18 protein-coding genes are annotated in these 16,668 nt (G+C 63.6%); all 18 read left to right on the top strand.

The annotated features are described in order from the left end of the window. The first annotated feature begins 39 nt into the window (after positions 1–39). A complete protein-coding gene (locus AC1DSD_RS07240; protein WP_066804807.1) occupies positions 40–414 on the top strand; it encodes an NADH-quinone oxidoreductase subunit A in 375 nt (124 codons plus the stop codon). A gap of 41 nt (positions 415–455) precedes the next feature. After that, positions 456–983: a NuoB/complex I 20 kDa subunit family protein gene (locus AC1DSD_RS07235; protein ID WP_478029531.1), complete on the top strand. Its 528-nt coding sequence runs from the start codon at positions 456–458 to the stop codon at positions 981–983. Positions 984–992: 9 nt separating this feature from the next. Continuing rightward, positions 993–1,898 carry an NADH-quinone oxidoreductase subunit C gene (locus AC1DSD_RS07230; protein ID WP_478029261.1) on the top strand — a complete coding sequence of 302 codons (906 nt, stop codon included), beginning with the start codon at positions 993–995 and terminating at the stop codon, positions 1,896–1,898. A gap of 117 nt (positions 1,899–2,015) precedes the next feature. After that, on the top strand, positions 2,016–3,251 hold the full coding sequence (locus AC1DSD_RS07225; protein ID WP_478029260.1) for an NADH-quinone oxidoreductase subunit D: 1,236 nt from the start codon (positions 2,016–2,018) through the stop codon (positions 3,249–3,251). After that, positions 3,248–3,490 carry a hypothetical protein gene (locus AC1DSD_RS07220; protein WP_478029259.1) on the top strand — a complete coding sequence of 81 codons (243 nt, stop codon included), beginning with the start codon at positions 3,248–3,250 and terminating at the stop codon, positions 3,488–3,490. Before AC1DSD_RS07225 ends, AC1DSD_RS07220 begins: the two co-directional genes overlap by 4 nt. Beyond that, positions 3,483–4,148, top strand: a complete 666-nt coding sequence (locus AC1DSD_RS07215; RefSeq protein WP_478029258.1) for a complex I 24 kDa subunit family protein — start codon at positions 3,483–3,485, stop codon at positions 4,146–4,148. The genes AC1DSD_RS07220 and AC1DSD_RS07215 overlap by 8 nt, the downstream gene beginning before the upstream one ends. Beyond that, positions 4,148–4,315: a hypothetical protein gene (locus tag AC1DSD_RS07210; protein ID WP_296611198.1), complete on the top strand. Its 168-nt coding sequence runs from the start codon at positions 4,148–4,150 to the stop codon at positions 4,313–4,315. The genes AC1DSD_RS07215 and AC1DSD_RS07210 overlap by 1 nt, the downstream gene beginning before the upstream one ends. Then, a complete protein-coding gene (gene nuoF, locus AC1DSD_RS07205; protein WP_478029257.1) occupies positions 4,316–5,620 on the top strand; it encodes an NADH-quinone oxidoreductase subunit NuoF in 1,305 nt (434 codons plus the stop codon). Further along, positions 5,617–6,222 (top strand): hypothetical protein, encoded by a 606-nt coding sequence (locus tag AC1DSD_RS07200; protein ID WP_478029256.1) that lies wholly within the window; start codon positions 5,617–5,619, stop codon positions 6,220–6,222. Before nuoF ends, AC1DSD_RS07200 begins: the two co-directional genes overlap by 4 nt. Positions 6,223–6,231: 9 nt before the next feature. Further along, a complete protein-coding gene (gene nuoG / locus AC1DSD_RS07195) occupies positions 6,232–8,232 on the top strand; it encodes an NADH-quinone oxidoreductase subunit NuoG (RefSeq protein WP_478029255.1) in 2,001 nt (666 codons plus the stop codon). Between the two features lie 3 nt (positions 8,233–8,235). Next, positions 8,236–8,391 (top strand): hypothetical protein, encoded by a 156-nt coding sequence (locus AC1DSD_RS07190; RefSeq protein ID WP_478029254.1) that lies wholly within the window; start codon positions 8,236–8,238, stop codon positions 8,389–8,391. A gap of 4 nt (positions 8,392–8,395) precedes the next feature. After that, positions 8,396–9,442 (top strand): NADH-quinone oxidoreductase subunit NuoH, encoded by a 1,047-nt coding sequence (nuoH, locus tag AC1DSD_RS07185; protein WP_478029253.1) that lies wholly within the window; start codon positions 8,396–8,398, stop codon positions 9,440–9,442. Between the two features lie 385 nt (positions 9,443–9,827). After that, entirely contained in the window at positions 9,828–10,313 is a 486-nt protein-coding gene (gene nuoI / locus AC1DSD_RS07180; protein ID WP_478029252.1) for an NADH-quinone oxidoreductase subunit NuoI, read from the top strand. A gap of 132 nt (positions 10,314–10,445) precedes the next feature. Then, a complete protein-coding gene (locus AC1DSD_RS07175; RefSeq protein ID WP_478029251.1) occupies positions 10,446–11,057 on the top strand; it encodes an NADH-quinone oxidoreductase subunit J in 612 nt (203 codons plus the stop codon). 100 nt (positions 11,058–11,157) lie between these two features. Further along, the gene (nuoK, locus tag AC1DSD_RS07170; RefSeq protein ID WP_066592512.1) at positions 11,158–11,463 is read left to right on the top strand and encodes an NADH-quinone oxidoreductase subunit NuoK; all 306 of its coding nucleotides are present in this window, start codon (positions 11,158–11,160) and stop codon (positions 11,461–11,463) included. A 166-nt stretch (positions 11,464–11,629) separates the two neighbouring features. Beyond that, positions 11,630–13,678 carry an NADH-quinone oxidoreductase subunit L gene (gene nuoL, locus AC1DSD_RS07165; protein ID WP_478029250.1) on the top strand — a complete coding sequence of 683 codons (2,049 nt, stop codon included), beginning with the start codon at positions 11,630–11,632 and terminating at the stop codon, positions 13,676–13,678. Further along, positions 13,675–15,192: an NADH-quinone oxidoreductase subunit M gene (locus AC1DSD_RS07160; protein ID WP_478029249.1), complete on the top strand. Its 1,518-nt coding sequence runs from the start codon at positions 13,675–13,677 to the stop codon at positions 15,190–15,192. Before nuoL ends, AC1DSD_RS07160 begins: the two co-directional genes overlap by 4 nt. Further along, positions 15,192–16,649, top strand: coding sequence for an NADH-quinone oxidoreductase subunit NuoN (nuoN, locus tag AC1DSD_RS07155; RefSeq protein ID WP_478029248.1), 1,458 nt, complete (start codon positions 15,192–15,194; stop codon positions 16,647–16,649). The genes AC1DSD_RS07160 and nuoN overlap by 1 nt, the downstream gene beginning before the upstream one ends. Positions 16,650–16,668: the final 19 nt, after the last annotated feature.

The following is a 16,668-nucleotide window of genomic DNA, read 5'->3' as shown; positions in this document are numbered from 1 at the left end:
TAGAGACGCCGCAACGTTTCGCACCTGCGAGAGACAATAGTGGTCGATCTGTCACAATATCTGCCGATCCTGCTGTTCCTCGGCGTCGCGATCGCGCTGTCCAGCGCGTTCGTGTTCCTGCCGATGATCGCGTCCCGTTTTACCGGCACGCACCAGCCGAATCCGGAAAAGCTCAGCGAGTATGAATGCGGCTTCCCCGCGTTCGAGGACCCGCGCAGCCAGTTCGACGTCCGGTTCTACCTGATCGCCATCTTGTTCATCGTGTTCGATCTGGAAGCGGCGTTCATTTACCCCTGGGCAGTGAGCGTGTTCTCGCTCGGCTGGACCGCGTGGATCAGCATGATGATCTTCATCGCCGAACTCGCGCTTGGCCTTGTCTATGCCTGGAAGAAGGGAGCGTTGGATTGGGAATGACCCCTTCGATTATCGGACATTCGGGCCCGGTCGAGCTGCCGATGAGCACCAGCGGTCAGGCGGTCATTCCGCCTGACCAGGGTTTCTTCGACGGCCTGAACGGCGAGCTGCAGGACAAGGGCTTCCTCGTCGTCGGCGCCGAAGAGCTGTTCCAATGGGCGCGCACCGGCTCGCTGTGGTGGATGACGTTCGGCCTGGCGTGCTGCGCGGTCGAGATGATCCACGTCAACATGCCGCGCTACGACCTCGAGCGCTTCGGCGCCGCGCCGCGCGCGAGCCCGCGCCAGTCGGATGTGATGATCGTCGCCGGTACCTTGTGCAACAAGATGGCCCCGGCGCTGCGCAAGGTCTACGACCAGATGTCGGAGCCCAAATACGTCATCTCGATGGGCAGCTGCGCCAATGGCGGCGGCTATTATCATTACAGCTACAGCGTTGTGCGCGGCTGCGACCGCATCGTGCCGGTCGACATCTATGTGCCGGGCTGCCCGCCGACTGCAGAAGCATTGCTCTACGGCATCATGCAGCTGCAGCGGAAGATCCGCCGCGCCGGCACGATCGAGCGGTGAGGGGCTGACGTGAAGTCTTCCGCTCCCGCTTATGCGCCCAATGATGGCGTGATCGACGCGGCCGAGAAAACGCTCGGCGGCCGTATACTGTCGAGCCTCGAAGCCGCGTACGAAGTATCGTTCACCGTCGATCGCGACAGCCTAGTCGAGACGATGACCCTGCTGCGCGACACGCCCGGCCTCGAATATCAGCAGCTGATGGAGATCGCCGGGGTCGATTATCCCGACCGGCCCGACCGGTTCGAGGTGGTCTATTGCCTGCTTTCGCTGACCCGCAACCACCGCATCCGCGTCCATGTCCAGACCGACGAGGTCAAGCCGGTCCCGTCGGTGACGGGAATCTGGCCGGTCGCCGGTTGGCTCGAGCGCGAAGTGTACGACATGTACGGCGTGCTGTTCGAGGGCAATCCGGACCTGCGCCGCATCCTGACCGATTACGGCTTTGTCGGCCATCCGCAGCGCAAGGACTTCCCGCTGACCGGCTATGTCGAGCTGCGTTATTCGGAAGAGTCCAAGCGCGTCGTCTATGAGCCGGTCAAGCTGGCGCAGGATTTCCGCACGTTCGATTTCATGAGCCCGTGGGAAGGCGCCGAGTACATCCTGCCGGGTGACGAGAAGGCCGCCGCTGCGCCACCTCCGCCATCGCCACCGGCGCCAGCGCCTGCACCGGCGACGCCCAAGGCGACCGAAACGCCCGCCGACACCGGAGCGGGCAAGGCCGAGCCCGACGCCAAGCCCAAGCCCGCGCGCAAGCCGCGGACCAAGGCGGCCGATGTCGCCGCAGCACCCGCGGCCGCCTCGGCACCGACCGCCCGCAAGGTCGCCGCCAAGCCGCGCGTGAAGCCCGATGCGCCGACCGCCGACGCGCCGGCCAAGCCGAGCCGCGCCAAGAAGACACCGGAGCCCAAGAAATGATCGGCGCTTCTCTCATCGTCATTCCCGCGAGAGCGGGAACCCATCTCCCAGCCGTTGCGCCAAGCCTTGTGCGCGCGAGCTGGGTCCCCGCTTTCGCGGGGATGACGGAGATTTGTTGTGGCTGATACGCTCGACAAGATGCTGGGCGTGACCGACGCGGAGGATCCGACCGTCGGCGACGTCACGATCCAGAATTACACGATCAATTTCGGGCCGCAGCACCCGGCGGCGCACGGTGTGTTGCGCCTGGTGATGGAGCTCGATGGCGAGATCATCGAGCGGGTCGATCCGCATATCGGGCTGCTCCATCGCGGCACCGAGAAGCTGATCGAATACAAGACCTACGCCCAGGCTTTGCCCTATTTCGACCGGCTCGATTATTGCTCGCCGCTGTGCATGGAGCACAGTTTCGTGCTCGCGGCGGAAAAGTTGCTCGATCTCGAAGTGCCGATCAGGGCGCAATATCTGCGCGTGTTCTTCGCCGAATTGACCCGCATTTCCAATCACATGCTCAACCTCGGGTCGCATGTGATGGATGTAGGCGCGATGACGCCGAACCTGTGGCTGTTCGAGATCCGCGAGGATTGCCTCAATTTCTTCGAGCGTGCCTCGGGCGCGCGGATGCACTCCAATTATTTCCGCGTCGGCGGCGTCCATCAGGACGTGCCGCTCAAGCTGCTCACCGATATCGCCGACTGGCTCGACACGCGCCTGCCGCGCCTGTTCGAGGATGCGATCAGTCTGGTCGCCGACAATCGTATCTTCAAGCAGCGTAACGTCGATATCGCAGTGGTCAGCCGCGAGGACGCGGTGCGCTGGGGCTTCTCCGGCCCGATGATCCGCGGTTCGGGCATTCCCTGGGATCTGCGCAAGTCGCAGCCTTATGATGCCTATGCCAAGATGGACTTCGATGTCCCCGTCGGCACGCGCGGCGACTGCTACGACCGTTTCATGGTGCGCGTCGAAGAAGTCCGCCAGTCGGCGCGGATCATGAAGCAGTGCCTCAACGAAATGCCGAACGGCCCGATCGCCAGCGACGACCGCAAAGTGGTGCCGCCCAAGCGCGCCGAGATGAAGCAGTCGATGGAAGCGCTGATCCACCACTTCAAGCTGTTCACCGAAGGCTATCGCGTTCCCGCCGGCGACGTCTATGTCGCGACCGAAAGCCCCAAGGGCGAGTTCGGCGTCTATCTGGTCGCCGACGGATCGAACAAGCCGTACCGCTGCAAGATCCGCCCCACCGCGTTCAGCCATTTGCAGGCGATGGACTTCATGTCGAAGGGCCACATGCTCGCCGACACCACCGCGATCCTCGGCGCGCTCGACATCGTGTTCGGGGAGTGCGACCGGTGAATCTGTCTTCCGCAGAGTCGGCCGCGATAGAAGCCCAGACCGCGAAATCGACAGAGGCCGCGCTTGCCATCGGCGCTCCGATCGCGATCGTCGTCGTTGGCGTTATTCTTGCCTTTGCTATGCGCCGGAAAGATTTGGACGAAAAGTTTCGAGTTTTGCCATTGGTGATCTGCGTCGCGGTAGCATTGATAATATTTATAGCGCATTCGATTGGCGCGGGAACCGGTTCTAATGGCTGAAGCACCCCAAATCCCCGACGAAGCAGAGACCCGCGCGCGCTGGGGTGATTTCGCGTGGACGGCAGAAAATGCCGCCAAGGCGAAGGAAATCATTGGCCGCTATCCGCCGGGCCGCGAGCAATCGGCGTCGCTGCCGCTGCTCGACCTCGCCCAGCGCCAGGTCGGTGCCGACACCAAGACGCAGGGCTGGCTGCCGGTCCCGGTAATCGAGTTCGTCGCCAAGCAGATCGGCGTGCCGTATATGCGCGTCTACGAGGTCGCGACCTTCTACACGATGTTCAACATGGCGCCGGTCGGCCGCTATCACGTCCAGGTCTGCGGCACGACGCCGTGCATGCTGGCGGGATCGGACGACGTGCTCAAGGCGTGCAAGGCGAAGGGGATGACCAAGGGTCAGACCACCGCCGACGGCCTGTTCACCTTGAGCGAAGTCGAATGCCTGGGCGTCTGCGCCAATGCGCCGATGGTTCAGATCAACGACGACAATTACGAGGACCTCGATTACGACCGCACGATCGCGGTGCTCGAGGCGCTGGCCAAGGGCGAACAGCCGCAGGTCGGGTCGCAGATCGGCCGCCGTGCCAGCTGCCCCGAAGGCGGGCCGACCACGCTCAAGGAAATGGTCAGCGAGAACCACGATTACCGGGGGAGCTGGTGATGCGCGGTAACGTCAATCCGATCATCGCCGTCTTCGCCATCATCGGCGCGCTGGTGATCCTGGGCCTAGTGCTGCGCGTCGCGTTCGCGCTGATCGGGCTCGCGCTCGTCGTCGGCGCGGTGCTGGTGATCTTCTATTTCGTCCAGAATGCGATGGGGAAGCGATAGATGCTCGCGGACAAGGATCGCATCTTCACCAACGTCTACGGCTTCCAGCCCTGGGGGCTGAAGGCGGCGCAGGCGCGTGGCGATTGGGACAATACCAAGAAACTGCTCGAGATCGGCGCCGATACGATCATCGACCGGATGAAGGCGTCGGGCCTGCGCGGGCGCGGCGGGGCAGGGTTCCCGACCGGCACCAAATGGGGCTTCATGCCCAAGGAGCCGCGGCCTGACCGTCCCAACTTCCTGGTGATCAATGCCGACGAATCCGAGCCCGGCTCGTGCAAGGACCGCGAGATCATCCGCCACGATCCGCACAAGCTGATCGAGGGCGCTTTGGTCGCCGGCTTCGCGATGCGCGCGCGCGCCGCGTACATCTATATCCGCGGCGAATATATCCGCGAGGCGGAGACGCTCTTCGCTGCCGTCGCCGAGGCCTATGACGCCGGGCTGATCGGCAAGAATGCCTGCGGGTCGGGCTATGATTTCGACGTCTTCGTCCATCGCGGTGCCGGCGCGTATATCTGTGGCGAAGAGACCGCGATGCTCGAAAGCCTGGAGGGCAAGAAGGGCCAGCCGCGCCTCAAGCCGCCATTCCCGGCCGGCGCCGGCCTCTATGGCTGCCCAACCACGGTCAATAACGTCGAATCGATCGCGGTGGCGCCGACCATCCTGCGCCGCGGCCCCGAATGGTTCGCGAGCTTCGGCGCCGAGAATAACCGCGGCACCAAGCTGTTCCAGATCAGCGGCCATGTGAACAAGCCGTGCGTGGTCGAGGACGCCATGTCGATCCCGTTCCGCCAGCTGATCGAGGAACATTGCGGCGGCATTCGCGGCGGCTGGGACAATCTGCTTGCGGTGATCCCGGGCGGATCGTCGGTGCCGCTGGTGCCGGCGGCGCAGATCATGGACTGCCCGATGGATTTCGACGGACTCAAGGCAGTGGGTTCGGGCCTCGGCACCGCGGCGGTCATCGTCATGGACAAGTCGACCGACATCGTCCGCGCGATCAGCCGCATCAGCTATTTCTACAAGCATGAGAGCTGCGGCCAATGCACGCCGTGCCGCGAAGGCACCGGCTGGATGTGGCGCGTGATGGAGCGGCTGCGGACCGGCGATGCCGATGTCGGCGAGATCGACACGTTGTTCAACGTCACCAAGCAGGTCGAAGGCCACACCATCTGCGCGCTCGGCGATGCCGCGGCCTGGCCGATCCAGGGCCTGATCCGTCATTTCCGCCCCGAACTCGAGCGCCGTATCGCCGAGCGCAACGGGGGCGATCTGGCGTCGATGCAGGAGGCTGCGGAATGATCGTTCTGCTCGCAACGCTGATGGTCGGAGCCGCCATTGCTCCGCAGCCGATTGTCGACACACCTTCAGGTCCCGAGATCGCCGAATGCGTAGTCGACAACGACAAGGCGGACGTCCGCGTTCTGCTGAAAACCGTTCCGGGCTCGCCTGCCGAGGCGAAAGTGATCGAAAAAGTGCTCGTCTTCTATGGCGGATGCAGCAATAACCAGCGGGCAACCGGCACTTTTTCCTGGCGGGAGCGTGCGGAGATCGCCGAGGCCGCCTTGGCCGGCACGCTCGATCGTAAGGGTCCCGATATCGTCGCGGCCGTAGGGCAGGAAGGTTGGGGCCTCGCTCTGCCGTCGAGCAGCAAGGCGTCGGTCGATTATGATCCGGTCAATGTCGGTGTACGGACGCTGGGCGACTGCATCGTACGCGCCAATCCGCAGGGCGCGCTCGCGTTGGCGCGCACCGCTCGGGGCAGCGCAGGCGAAACGGCGGCGGTCAATGAGCTGTCCGGAAATCTGGCGGCGTGCCTGCCCGCCGGGCAGACGCTCAAGCTCAAGCGGCAGGATCTGCGACTGGTCGTCGCCGAGCCGCTCTATCACCTGTTGTCGAGGTAAACGGCGCTCATGCCTAAACTCAAAGTAGACGGGATCGAGGTCGAAGTCCCCGCCGGCGCCACGGTGCTCCAGGCGTGCGAGGCGGCTGGCAAGGAAATCCCGCGTTTCTGTTATCACGAGCGGCTGTCGATCGCCGGCAATTGCCGGATGTGCCTGGTCGAAGTGAAGCCGGGGCCGCCCAAGCCCCAGGCGTCGTGCGCGCTGCCGGCGGCGGACAACCAGGAGATTTTCACCAACACGCCGATGGTGAAGAACGCGCGCGAAGGCGTGATGGAATTTCTGCTGATCAACCATCCGCTCGATTGCCCGATCTGCGATCAGGGCGGCGAGTGCGACCTGCAGGATCAGTCGATCGCTTATGGCCGCGGCAACTCGCGCTACACCGAGAACAAGCGCGCGGTGACCGAGAAGTATATGGGTCCGATCGTCAAGACGGTCATGACCCGGTGTATCCAGTGCACCCGCTGCATCCGGTTCGCCGAGGAAGTCGCCGGCGTCGAGGAAATCGGCGCGATCTATCGCGGCGAGGACATGCAGATCACCTCGTACCTCGAACAGGCGGTGACGAGCGAATTGTCGGGCAATGTCGTGGACTTGTGCCCGGTCGGCGCGCTGACCTCGAAGCCGTACGCGTTCGAGGCGCGGCCGTGGGAGCTCAAGAAGACGCTGTCGATCGACGTGATGGACGCGGTCGGCACCAACATCCGCCTCGACAGCCGCGGGCGCCAGGTGCTGCGCGCGCTGCCGCGGGTCAATGACGACGTCAACGAGGAATGGGCGACCGACAAGACTCGCCACGCGGTCGATGGCCTGGTCCGCCAGCGTCTCGACAAGCCGTATGTCCGCAAGGACGGCAAATTGGTCGCGGCGACCTGGGACGAAGCGTTCGCGGCGATCGCGGCGGTGAAGGCCGGTAAAAGCGTCGCGGCGATCGCCGGCGACCTGGTCGATTGCGAGACGCTGTTCGCCGCCAAGGCGCTGGTCAAGGCGATGGGCGGTTCGCTGCTCGAAGGCCGCCAGACCGGCATGGATTACGACGTATCGAGCCTGGCCGCGGTCAATTTCAACACGACGATCGCCGGCGCCGAGACGGCCGACGCGATCCTGCTGGTCGGCACCAATTTGCGGTGGGAAGCGCCGTTGGTGAACACGCGTATCCGCAAAGCGATCAAGAAGGGCGCCAAGGTCTTCGCGATCGGGCCCGAAACCGACCTGACCTACAAGGTCGAGTGGCTCGGCAACGACCTGTCGCTGCTCGGCAAGCTGCCCAAGGCGGCGGCGGATGCGTTCAAGGACGCCCAGCGGCCGATGATCGTCGTCGGCGGCGCGGCGCTCAAGGGCGCTCATGGCGCGGCGCTGGCGCTCGCCAAGACGCTTGGCGTCGTGAAGGACGGGTGGAACGGCTTCAACGTCCTGCATTTCTCCGCGGCGCGGATGGGCGGGCTGATGCTCGGCTATGCGCAAAAGGGCGGGATCGCGGACGTGGTCGCGGCCAATCCCAAACTGGTCTTCCTGTTGGGTGCGGACGAGGTCGATTTCTCGAAGCTTTCCAAGAGCTTCAAGGTGTATATCGGCCATCATGGCGACAAGGGCGCGGCGGCAGCCGACGTCGTCCTGCCGGGTGCGAGCTATGCCGAAAAGGCCGGCACGTTCGTCAATCTCGAAGGCCGCGTGCAGCGCGGCGAGCGCGCGGTGTTTCCGCCGGGTGATGCGCGCGAGGATTGGACGATCCTGCGCGCTTTGTCGGAAAAGCTCGGCCAGACGCTGCCGTTCGACACTTTCGAGGAATTGCGCGCGCAGATGGCGCTCGATGTCCCCGCGCTGGGTCAGACCGGTCTCATCAGCTTCGACTGGAACCCGCCATCGCTCGACGCCAAGGGCGCGGGTGAGGTGACCTATCCGATCAAGGACTTCTACCTGACCAACGCGATCTGCCGCGCCAGCCCGACGATGCAGCGATGCTCGTCCGAACTGCTCCACGGCGAGGCTTTTGCGGAGGCGGCGGAGTGATGGATGCACGATATAATCGGCCCCATTCTGGAAGTTCTGGCGGACGCTGCGCCGTCGGCGGAACTGCCGGAACGTCCGCGTTGGCTGCGCCGCGGGTGCGCGATCATCTCGGTCCTCTTGCTGGTCGCCTTCGTTGCGCTGATCATCTGGGCGAGGTGACGGCATGACCTCCTGGTTCACTTATCTCGGCATGGACTATGGCTGGGCCTGGTTCGTCGCCACGATCATCGACATCCTGGTGATCGCGCTGCCGCTGATGCTGGCGGTGGCGATGATCATCTATGCCGATCGCAAGATCTGGGCGGCGATGGCGCTGCGTCGCGGCCCGAACGTGGTCGGTCCGCTCGGCCTGCTGCAATCGTTCGCGGACGGCCTCAAGGTCTTCCTGCAGGAAACGATCATCCCCTCGGCGGCGAACAAGGGACTGTTCCTGCTCGCGCCGATCATCACCTTCACGGTGGCGCTGATCGTCTGGGCAGTGGTGCCGTTCCAGGCGGGCGTGGTGCTCGCCAACATCAACGTCGGTCTGCTCTACGTCCTCGCGGCGTCGAGCCTCGGCGTCTACGGCATCATCATCGCCGGCTGGGCGTCTAACTCGAAATATCCGTTCTATTCGGCGCTTCGTGCCGCGGCCCAGATGGTGAGCTACGAAGTCTCGATCGGCTTCGTGCTGATCTCGGTCGTGTTGTGGGCGAACAGCTTCAACCTCACCGCGATCGTCGAGGCGCAGAAGGGGTTCGCCTGGGGCTGGGTCAACGGCAATTTCATCAACCCGTTGCTGTTCCCGATGGCGGTCGTGTTCTTCATCTCGTCGCTCGCCGAAACCCAGCGCGCGCCGTTCGACCTGACCGAGGCGGAGTCCGAACTCGTCGCGGGCTATCAGACCGAATATTCGTCGATGAGCTTCGCGCTCTACTGGCTCGGCGAATATGCCAACGTGATCCTGATGTGCGCGCTCAATGCCGTGCTGTTCTGGGGCGGTTACCTGCCGCCGCTCAACGTCGGCTGGATGTATGCGATACCGGGGATCCTCTGGCTGTTCGCCAAGATCCTGTTCTTCTTCTTCCTGTTCAGCTGGGTGAAGGCGACGGTGCCCAGGTACCGTTACGACCAGCTGATGCGGCTGGGCTGGAAGATATTCCTGCCGCTGTCGCTGTTCTGGGTGTTCCTGGTGTCGGGCTATCTGATGTGGTCGAGGGTGGGGCTGTGAGTATGCAGCTAGCCGCAGCAGCGATGGTGCTGTCCTGTTGGTTGGATGCATCGCCGGACGGCGTTGCCGCGCCGGCCGGAAAGCTTGCTGCGCTCACCATGTCAATTCCGGACAATCTTGCGAAGAGCCTTGAAAGAGGGTCTGCGCCCCCGGCGAGCATGGTTTTTTCGGGCGAAGCGTCCCCAGCGCCCGAATGGATTGTCGGAATGAAATCCGACACCGCGCAGGGAACGCTGATTTCCCGGGTTTCGCAACACATAGTCGGCTTCAAAATCAGGATTGGGTGGGCCCTTCAGGCCGCTGATGGCACATACACATTTAAGCCAACGTCCAGCGGGAGCTGTCAGGTCAAACCTGCTCCAGCCGCAGTAAACGGGAACTCCCAATGACCCCCGCGCAGATCATCAAGTCGTTCACCTTGTGGGAATTCGTCAAGGCCCACATCCTGACCTTCCGCTACATGTGGAAGGCGAAGGCGACGATCAATTATCCGTTCGAGAAGAACCCGATCTCGCCGCGGTTCCGTGGGGAGCATGCGCTGCGTCGCTATCCCAATGGCGAGGAGCGCTGCATTGCGTGCAAGCTGTGCGAGGCGATCTGCCCGGCGCTGGCGATCACGATCGAGGCCGAGCCGCGCGACGACGGCAGCAGGCGGACGACGCGCTACGACATCGACATGACCAAGTGCATCTATTGCGGCCTGTGCCAGGAAGCCTGCCCGGTCGATGCCATCGTCGAGGGTCCGAATTTCGAATTCGCGACCGAAACGCGCGAGGAGCTGATCTACGACAAGGCCAAGCTGCTCGACAATGGCGACCGCTGGGAGCGCGCGATCGCCGCGAACCTTGCCGCCGATGCACCGTATCGTTAAGCGCGCCGCAACAGTGGGACGCACCATGATTCACCCCTCTTCCGTCATCCCAGCGAAAGCTGGGATCTCAAGCGGCTCTTGTCCCGCGATCCTGCGCGAGACCCCAGCTTTTGCTGGGGCGACGGTGGAATAATGATCGCTGCAATCGCCTTTTATCTGTTCGCCGCGGTGGTGCTGATCTCCGGGTTCATGACGATCACGTCGCGCAACCCGGTTCATTCGGTGCTGTGGCTGATCCTGGCCTTCTTCAACGCTGCCGGACTGATGCTGTTGTGCGGCGCCGAGTTCATCGCGATGCTGCTGGTCATCGTCTATGTCGGCGCGGTCGCGGTGCTGTTCCTGTTCGTCGTGATGATGCTCGACATCGACTTCGCCGAGATGCGCGCGGGGTTCGTTCGCTATGCCGCGCTGGGTGCCTTTGTCGCTTTGATCCTGGCGTGCGAGATCTTCATCGCGGTCGGCGCGTGGAGCGCGGGCGGGCTGCAGCTCGACCAGCGTATCGCTCCGACGCCCGACAAGATGTCCAATATCGAAGCGATCGGGCATTTGCTCTATTCGCATTACCTGTTCGTGTTCGAAGGCGCCGGCCTGGTGCTGCTCGTCGCGATGATCGGCGCGATCGTCCTGACGCATCGCACGCGTGGCGGGGTCAAGGGTCAGAAGATCAGCCGTCAGGTCGCGCGCCGTCCGCAGGACGCGACGCGCAACATGCAGCCGCCGGTCGGCCAGGGGGTGGAATTGTGACAACCCACCATCGTCACCCCAGCGAAAGCTGGGGTCTCGTGCGGCAAGCGCACGCTCAACAACAGGGAGATCCCAGCTTTCGCTGGGATGACGTGACGGCATGATCGGGCTCACGCACTACCTCGTCGTGGCCGCCATCCTGTTCGGGATGGGCGTGCTCGGCCTGATCGCCAACCGCAAGAATCTGATCATCATGCTGATGTCGATCGAGCTCATCCTGCTCGCGGTGAATCTCAATTTCGTCGCCTTTTCGGCCTATCTGCACGATCTGGTCGGCCAGGTATTCGCGATGTTCGTGCTGACCGTCGCCGCCGGCGAGGCAGCGATCGGGCTTGCCATTCTGGTGATCTATTTCCGCGGGCGCGGGACCATTGCGGTCGACGATGCCAACCGGATGAAGGGGTGATGGTGATCTATTCCGTCATGCCAGCGAAAGCTGGCATCTCCTTGTTGTCTGGCATGCTCTTGCCGCTTGAGACCAGCGAAGGGTTGAGCATGCCTCGCATGCTCAAGGCCCGTCCGGGGGACGGGCCGACCCATCGCTCTTTCGCTGGGGTGACGGGTGTCGCATCATGATCCAGCTCATCGTTTTCCTGCCGCTGCTGGCTGCCATCATTGCCGGGCTCGGCAATCGCGCGATCGGCAATGTGCCGGCCAAGGTGCTGACGACCGGCGCGTTGTTCGCGTCGTGCGCGCTCAGCTGGCCGATCTTCATCCATTATCTGACCGGCGGCGATCCCTATCCGGTAACCCAGGTGTTCACCTGGATGAAGTCGGGTGATCTCGACGTCTCCTGGGCACTGCGCGTCGACGCGCTGACCGCGGTGATGCTGGTGGTGATCACCAGCGTCTCGGCGCTCGTCCACCTCTATTCCTGGGGGTATATGGACGAGGATCCGGATCAGCCGCGGTTCTTCGCCTATCTGTCGCTGTTCACCTTCGCGATGCTGATGCTGGTGACCGCTAACAATTTGGTCCAGATGTTCTTCGGCTGGGAAGGCGTCGGTCTTGCCAGCTATCTGCTGATCGGATTCTGGTTCAAGAAGCCGAGCGCCAACGCCGCCGCGATCAAGGCGTTCGTCGTCAACCGCGTCGGCGACCTCGGCTTCATGCTCGGCATCTTCGGCACCTTCCTGGTGTTCGGCACCGTCTCGATTCCCGAGATCCTGGCGCAGGCGCCGCACATGGCGGGTTCGACGATCGGCTTCCTCGGCTATCGCTTCGACACGATGACGGTGCTCTGCCTGTGTCTGTTCGTCGGCGCGATGGGCAAGTCGGCGCAGCTCGGGCTCCACACCTGGTTGCCCGACGCGATGGAAGGCCCGACCCCGGTGTCGGCGCTGATCCACGCCGCGACGATGGTCACCGCGGGCGTGTTCATGGTCTGCCGCCTGTCGCCGATGTTCGAGACCAGCGAAGTCGCGCTCGACTTCGTCGTCTTCATCGGCGCCGCGACCTGCATCTTCGCCGCGACGATCGGTACGTGCCAGAACGACATCAAGCGCGTCATCGCTTATTCGACCTGCTCACAGCTCGGCTATATGTTCTTCGCGGCGGGCAGCGGCGCGTACGGCGCGGCGATGTTCCATCTGTTCACGCACGCTTTCTTCAAGGCTTTGCTGTTCCTCGGTGCCGGCTCGGTGATCCATGCGATGCACCACGAGCAGGACATGCGCTTCTATGGCGGCCTGCGGAAGAAAATCCCGGTCACCTTCTGGGTGATGCTGATCGGCACGCTGGCGATCACCGGCGTCGGCATTCCGGGCGTGCTCGGCCTGCCGCAGATCGGGTTTGCCGGCTTCCATTCGAAGGACGGTATCCTCGAGCTCGCTTATGCCTCGGGTCGCGGTACCGGCGCCTTCTGGGTCGGTATCCTCGCCGCGCTGCTGACCAGCTTCTATTCGTGGCGGCTGATGTTCCTGACTTTCTGGGGCACGCCGCGCTGGGCGCAGTCGGAGCATATCCAGCATTCGTTGCATGACGATCACGGCCACGGCCATGAGAATCATGCCCATGCGCACGATGCTCATCACGACCATGCGCATGGCGACGGCACCGGCGGCTACCATCCGCATGAGAGCCCGTGGTCGATGCTGATCCCGCTGATCCTGTTGGCGACCGGCGCGGTGCTGGCGGGCGTGCTGTTCCAGGGCAAGTTCATCAGTCCGGAGGCGGGCGAGCAATATTGGCGCGGCGCGATCGCGTTCAACGAGCATCTCTATCATGCGGCGCACCAGGTGCCCGTCTTGATCAAGCTGTCGGCGACGATCGTGATGCTGCTCGGCCTGCTCGGCGCGTGGATGGCCTATATCTGGCGGACCGACATCCCCGCGCGGTTCACCGGCACGTTCCGGCTGTTGTACGACTTCGTCTACAACAAATGGTATTTCGACGAGCTCTACGACCTGCTGTTCGTTCGTCCCGCCTTCGCGTTCGGCCGCCTGTTCTGGAAGGCCGGCGACGAGGGTCTGATCGACCGCTTTGGGCCGAATGGCTCGGCCTGGGTGGTATCGCTCGGCAGCCGCGTCACTGGGCGTCTGCAAACCGGATATGTCTACACTTATGCCTTCGTCATGCTGATCGGCCTGACCGCCGCCGTTACCTGGGCGATCGCGCAATGAGCGGCATCCTGTCCCTGATGCTCGCCATTCCCGCCGTCGCGGCGGTGGCGTGCCTGTTCCTGAGCGCCAACGGCGCGCGCTGGCTGGCGCTGATCGCGACGTTGCTCGACCTCGTGCTCGGCGCGGTGCTGTGGAGCCAGTTCCAGATCGGCGGCCCGCAATGGCAGTTCGTCGAGAATGTGCCGCTGTTCGGCAGCTTCAGCTGGTCGCTCGGCATCGACGGCTTCGCCTTGCTGCTAATCGAGCTATCGGTGTTCCTGATGCCGATCTGCATCGGCGCCAGCTGGGAAGCGATCCAGAAGCGCGTGCCCGAATATATGGCGGCGATGCTGCTGACCGAAGTGTTGATGATCGGCACCTTCGCGGCGCAGGATCTGTTCCTGTTCTACATCTTCTTCGAAGGTGGCCTGATCCCGATGTTCCTGATCATCGGTATCTGGGGCGGCGCCAACCGCATCTACGCGGCGTACAAATTCTTCCTCTACACGTTGCTCGGCTCGTTGCTGATGCTGGTGGCGATGCTGTGGATGGTGAACGAGGCGCACACGACCAGCATCCCGTTGCTGCTCAACCATGATTTCCCAGTCCATGCGCAGACCTGGCTGTGGCTGGCGTTCTTCGCGTCGTTCGCAGTCAAGATGCCGATGTGGCCGGTCCATACCTGGCTTCCCGACGCGCACGTCCAGGCGCCGACCGCGGGGTCGGTGATCCTGGCCGGCGTGCTGCTGAAGCTCGGCGGGTACGGCTTCCTGCGCTTTTCGGTGCCGATGTTCCCGGAAGCGTCGGCTTCGTTGACCTGGCTGGTGTTCGGTCTGTCGGCGGTGGCGGTGATCTACACCTCGCTGGTCGCTTTGGTGCAATCCGACATGAAGAAGCTGATCGCTTATTCGTCGGTCGCGCACATGGCGATCGTGACGATCGGCCTGTTCGCCTTCAACCAGCAGGGGATCGAGGGCGGAATGATGGTGATGCTGGGCCATGGCCTGGTGTCGGGCGCGTTGTTCCTGTGCGTCGGCGTGATCTACGACCGGCTGCATACCCGCGAGATCGCGCGCTATGGCGGTCTCGCCAACAACATGCCGCGCTATGCGGTGCTGTTCATGGTGTTCACCATGGCGTCGGTCGGCTTGCCAGGCACCAGCAACTTCGTCGGCGAATTCCTCAGCCTGGTCGGCGTCTATAAGGTGTCGACGACGATCACCTTGCTGTGCACCACCGGCATCATCCTGGGCGCGGCCTACATGCTGTACCTCTATCGCCGCGTCGTGTTCGGCGAGATCAAGTTCGATGACGTCCGGGCGATGACCGATCTCAGCCCACGCGAACTCACACTGTTGGTGCCGATCGCCGCGGCGGTGCTGTGGATGGGCGTCTATCCCGAGAGCTTCCTCGCGCCGATGCGCAGCGACGTGAAGATTCTGCTCCAGCGGATCGATCGCGCCAGGCCGGCCGGCGATGCTCGGCCGACGCCGCCCACAAATCCTCAGGTCAAGGCCGGGGAGGGCCACGCGTAATGGATTGGATCGCTTCGCTTCAGGCGACGCTTCCCGAATTGGTCCTGTCGGTCGGCGCGCTGGCGCTGATGCTGGTCGCCGCCTGGGGCGGGCAGGGCTCGACCCGCGCGGTCAGCTGGACCGCGGTGGCGGTGCTGCTCGGCGCGGGCATCGCGCTTGCCGGGCCGGCTTCCTATGCTGGTGTCGTGTTCGACGGCCTGTATCGTGCCGATGCCTTTGCCGCGTTCGCCAAGGTGCTGATCTACGTCGCCGCCGCCGTCTCGATCGTGATCGCGCCGCGCTTCTTCGCGCGCGGCGACGGCGACAGCCTGCATCCCGAATATCCGGTGCTGATCCTGTTGTCGGCGGCGGGCATGGGGATGATGGTGTCGGCGGGCGATCTGCTGACACTCTATGTCGGGCTCGAGCTACAGAGCCTTGCGGCTTATGTCCTCGCCAGCTTCATGCGCCGCGACCAGCGTTCGGCCGAAGCCGGCCTGAAGTATTTCGTGCTGGGCGCGCTCGCCTCGGGCATCCTGCTGTACGGGATCAGCCTGGTCTATGGCTTTTCGGGCACGACGCTCTTCACTGACATCGCCCGGAGCTACGCCGCTATCGTCCCCGGCCAGCATCATTTCGGGCTGACCTTCGGCCTGGTATTCGTGTTCGCCGGCCTGGCGTTCAAGATGTCGGCGGTGCCGTTCCACATGTGGACGCCGGACGTTTATGAAGGCGCGCCGACGCCGGTGACGACCTTCTTCGCCTCGGCGCCCAAGGTTGCCGCGGTGGCGCTCGGCGTACGCGTCGCGATCGAGGCGATGGGGCCGGCGATCGGCGAATGGCGCCAGATCGTGATCTTCGCCAGCCTTGCCTCGATCATCTTCGGCGCGGTTGCCGCGATCGGCCAGAAGAACGTCAAGCGTCTGTTGGCTTATTCGTCGATCAACAATGTCGGCTTCCTGCTTGTTGGCTTGGCGGCGGGAACGCAGGCCGGCGTGGCGGCGGTGCTGTTCTACCTGACAGTCTATATCGCTATGACGCTTGGCGGATTCCTGATCGTGCTCCAGATGCGCGATGCGGAAGGCAATCCGGTCGAGACGATCGATAGTCTGGCGGGCATGTCGGAATCCCATCCCGGCCTAGCCTTCGCCATGTTGGTCTTCATGTTCTCCCTCGCAGGTATTCCGCCGATGCTCGGCTTCTTCGCCAAGTTGGCGGTGTTCAATGCCGCTATAAGCGCGGGCCTGTACCCGCTGGCGGTTGTCGGCTTCGTCGCCTCCGTGATCGGCGCCTATTATTACCTGCGGATCATCAAGGTGATGTATTTCGACAGCCCGGCGCCGGCCTTCCAGCGCAGCAACGCGCTGGTCGAATATGGTCTGATCACGCTACTGGCGCTGTTCATCTCGCCGGTTGGCTGGTTCGCGCTCAAGCCGCTCGGTGTCGCGACGATGGCGGCGGCGAAGGCGCTGTTCTGATCGCCGATACAAGCGGCCG

Source organism: Sphingomonas sp. P4_D12, from assembly GCF_056401895.1.
The sequence above is the reverse complement of the archived record's forward strand: the minus strand, read 5'-3'. Positions and strand labels throughout refer to the sequence as shown.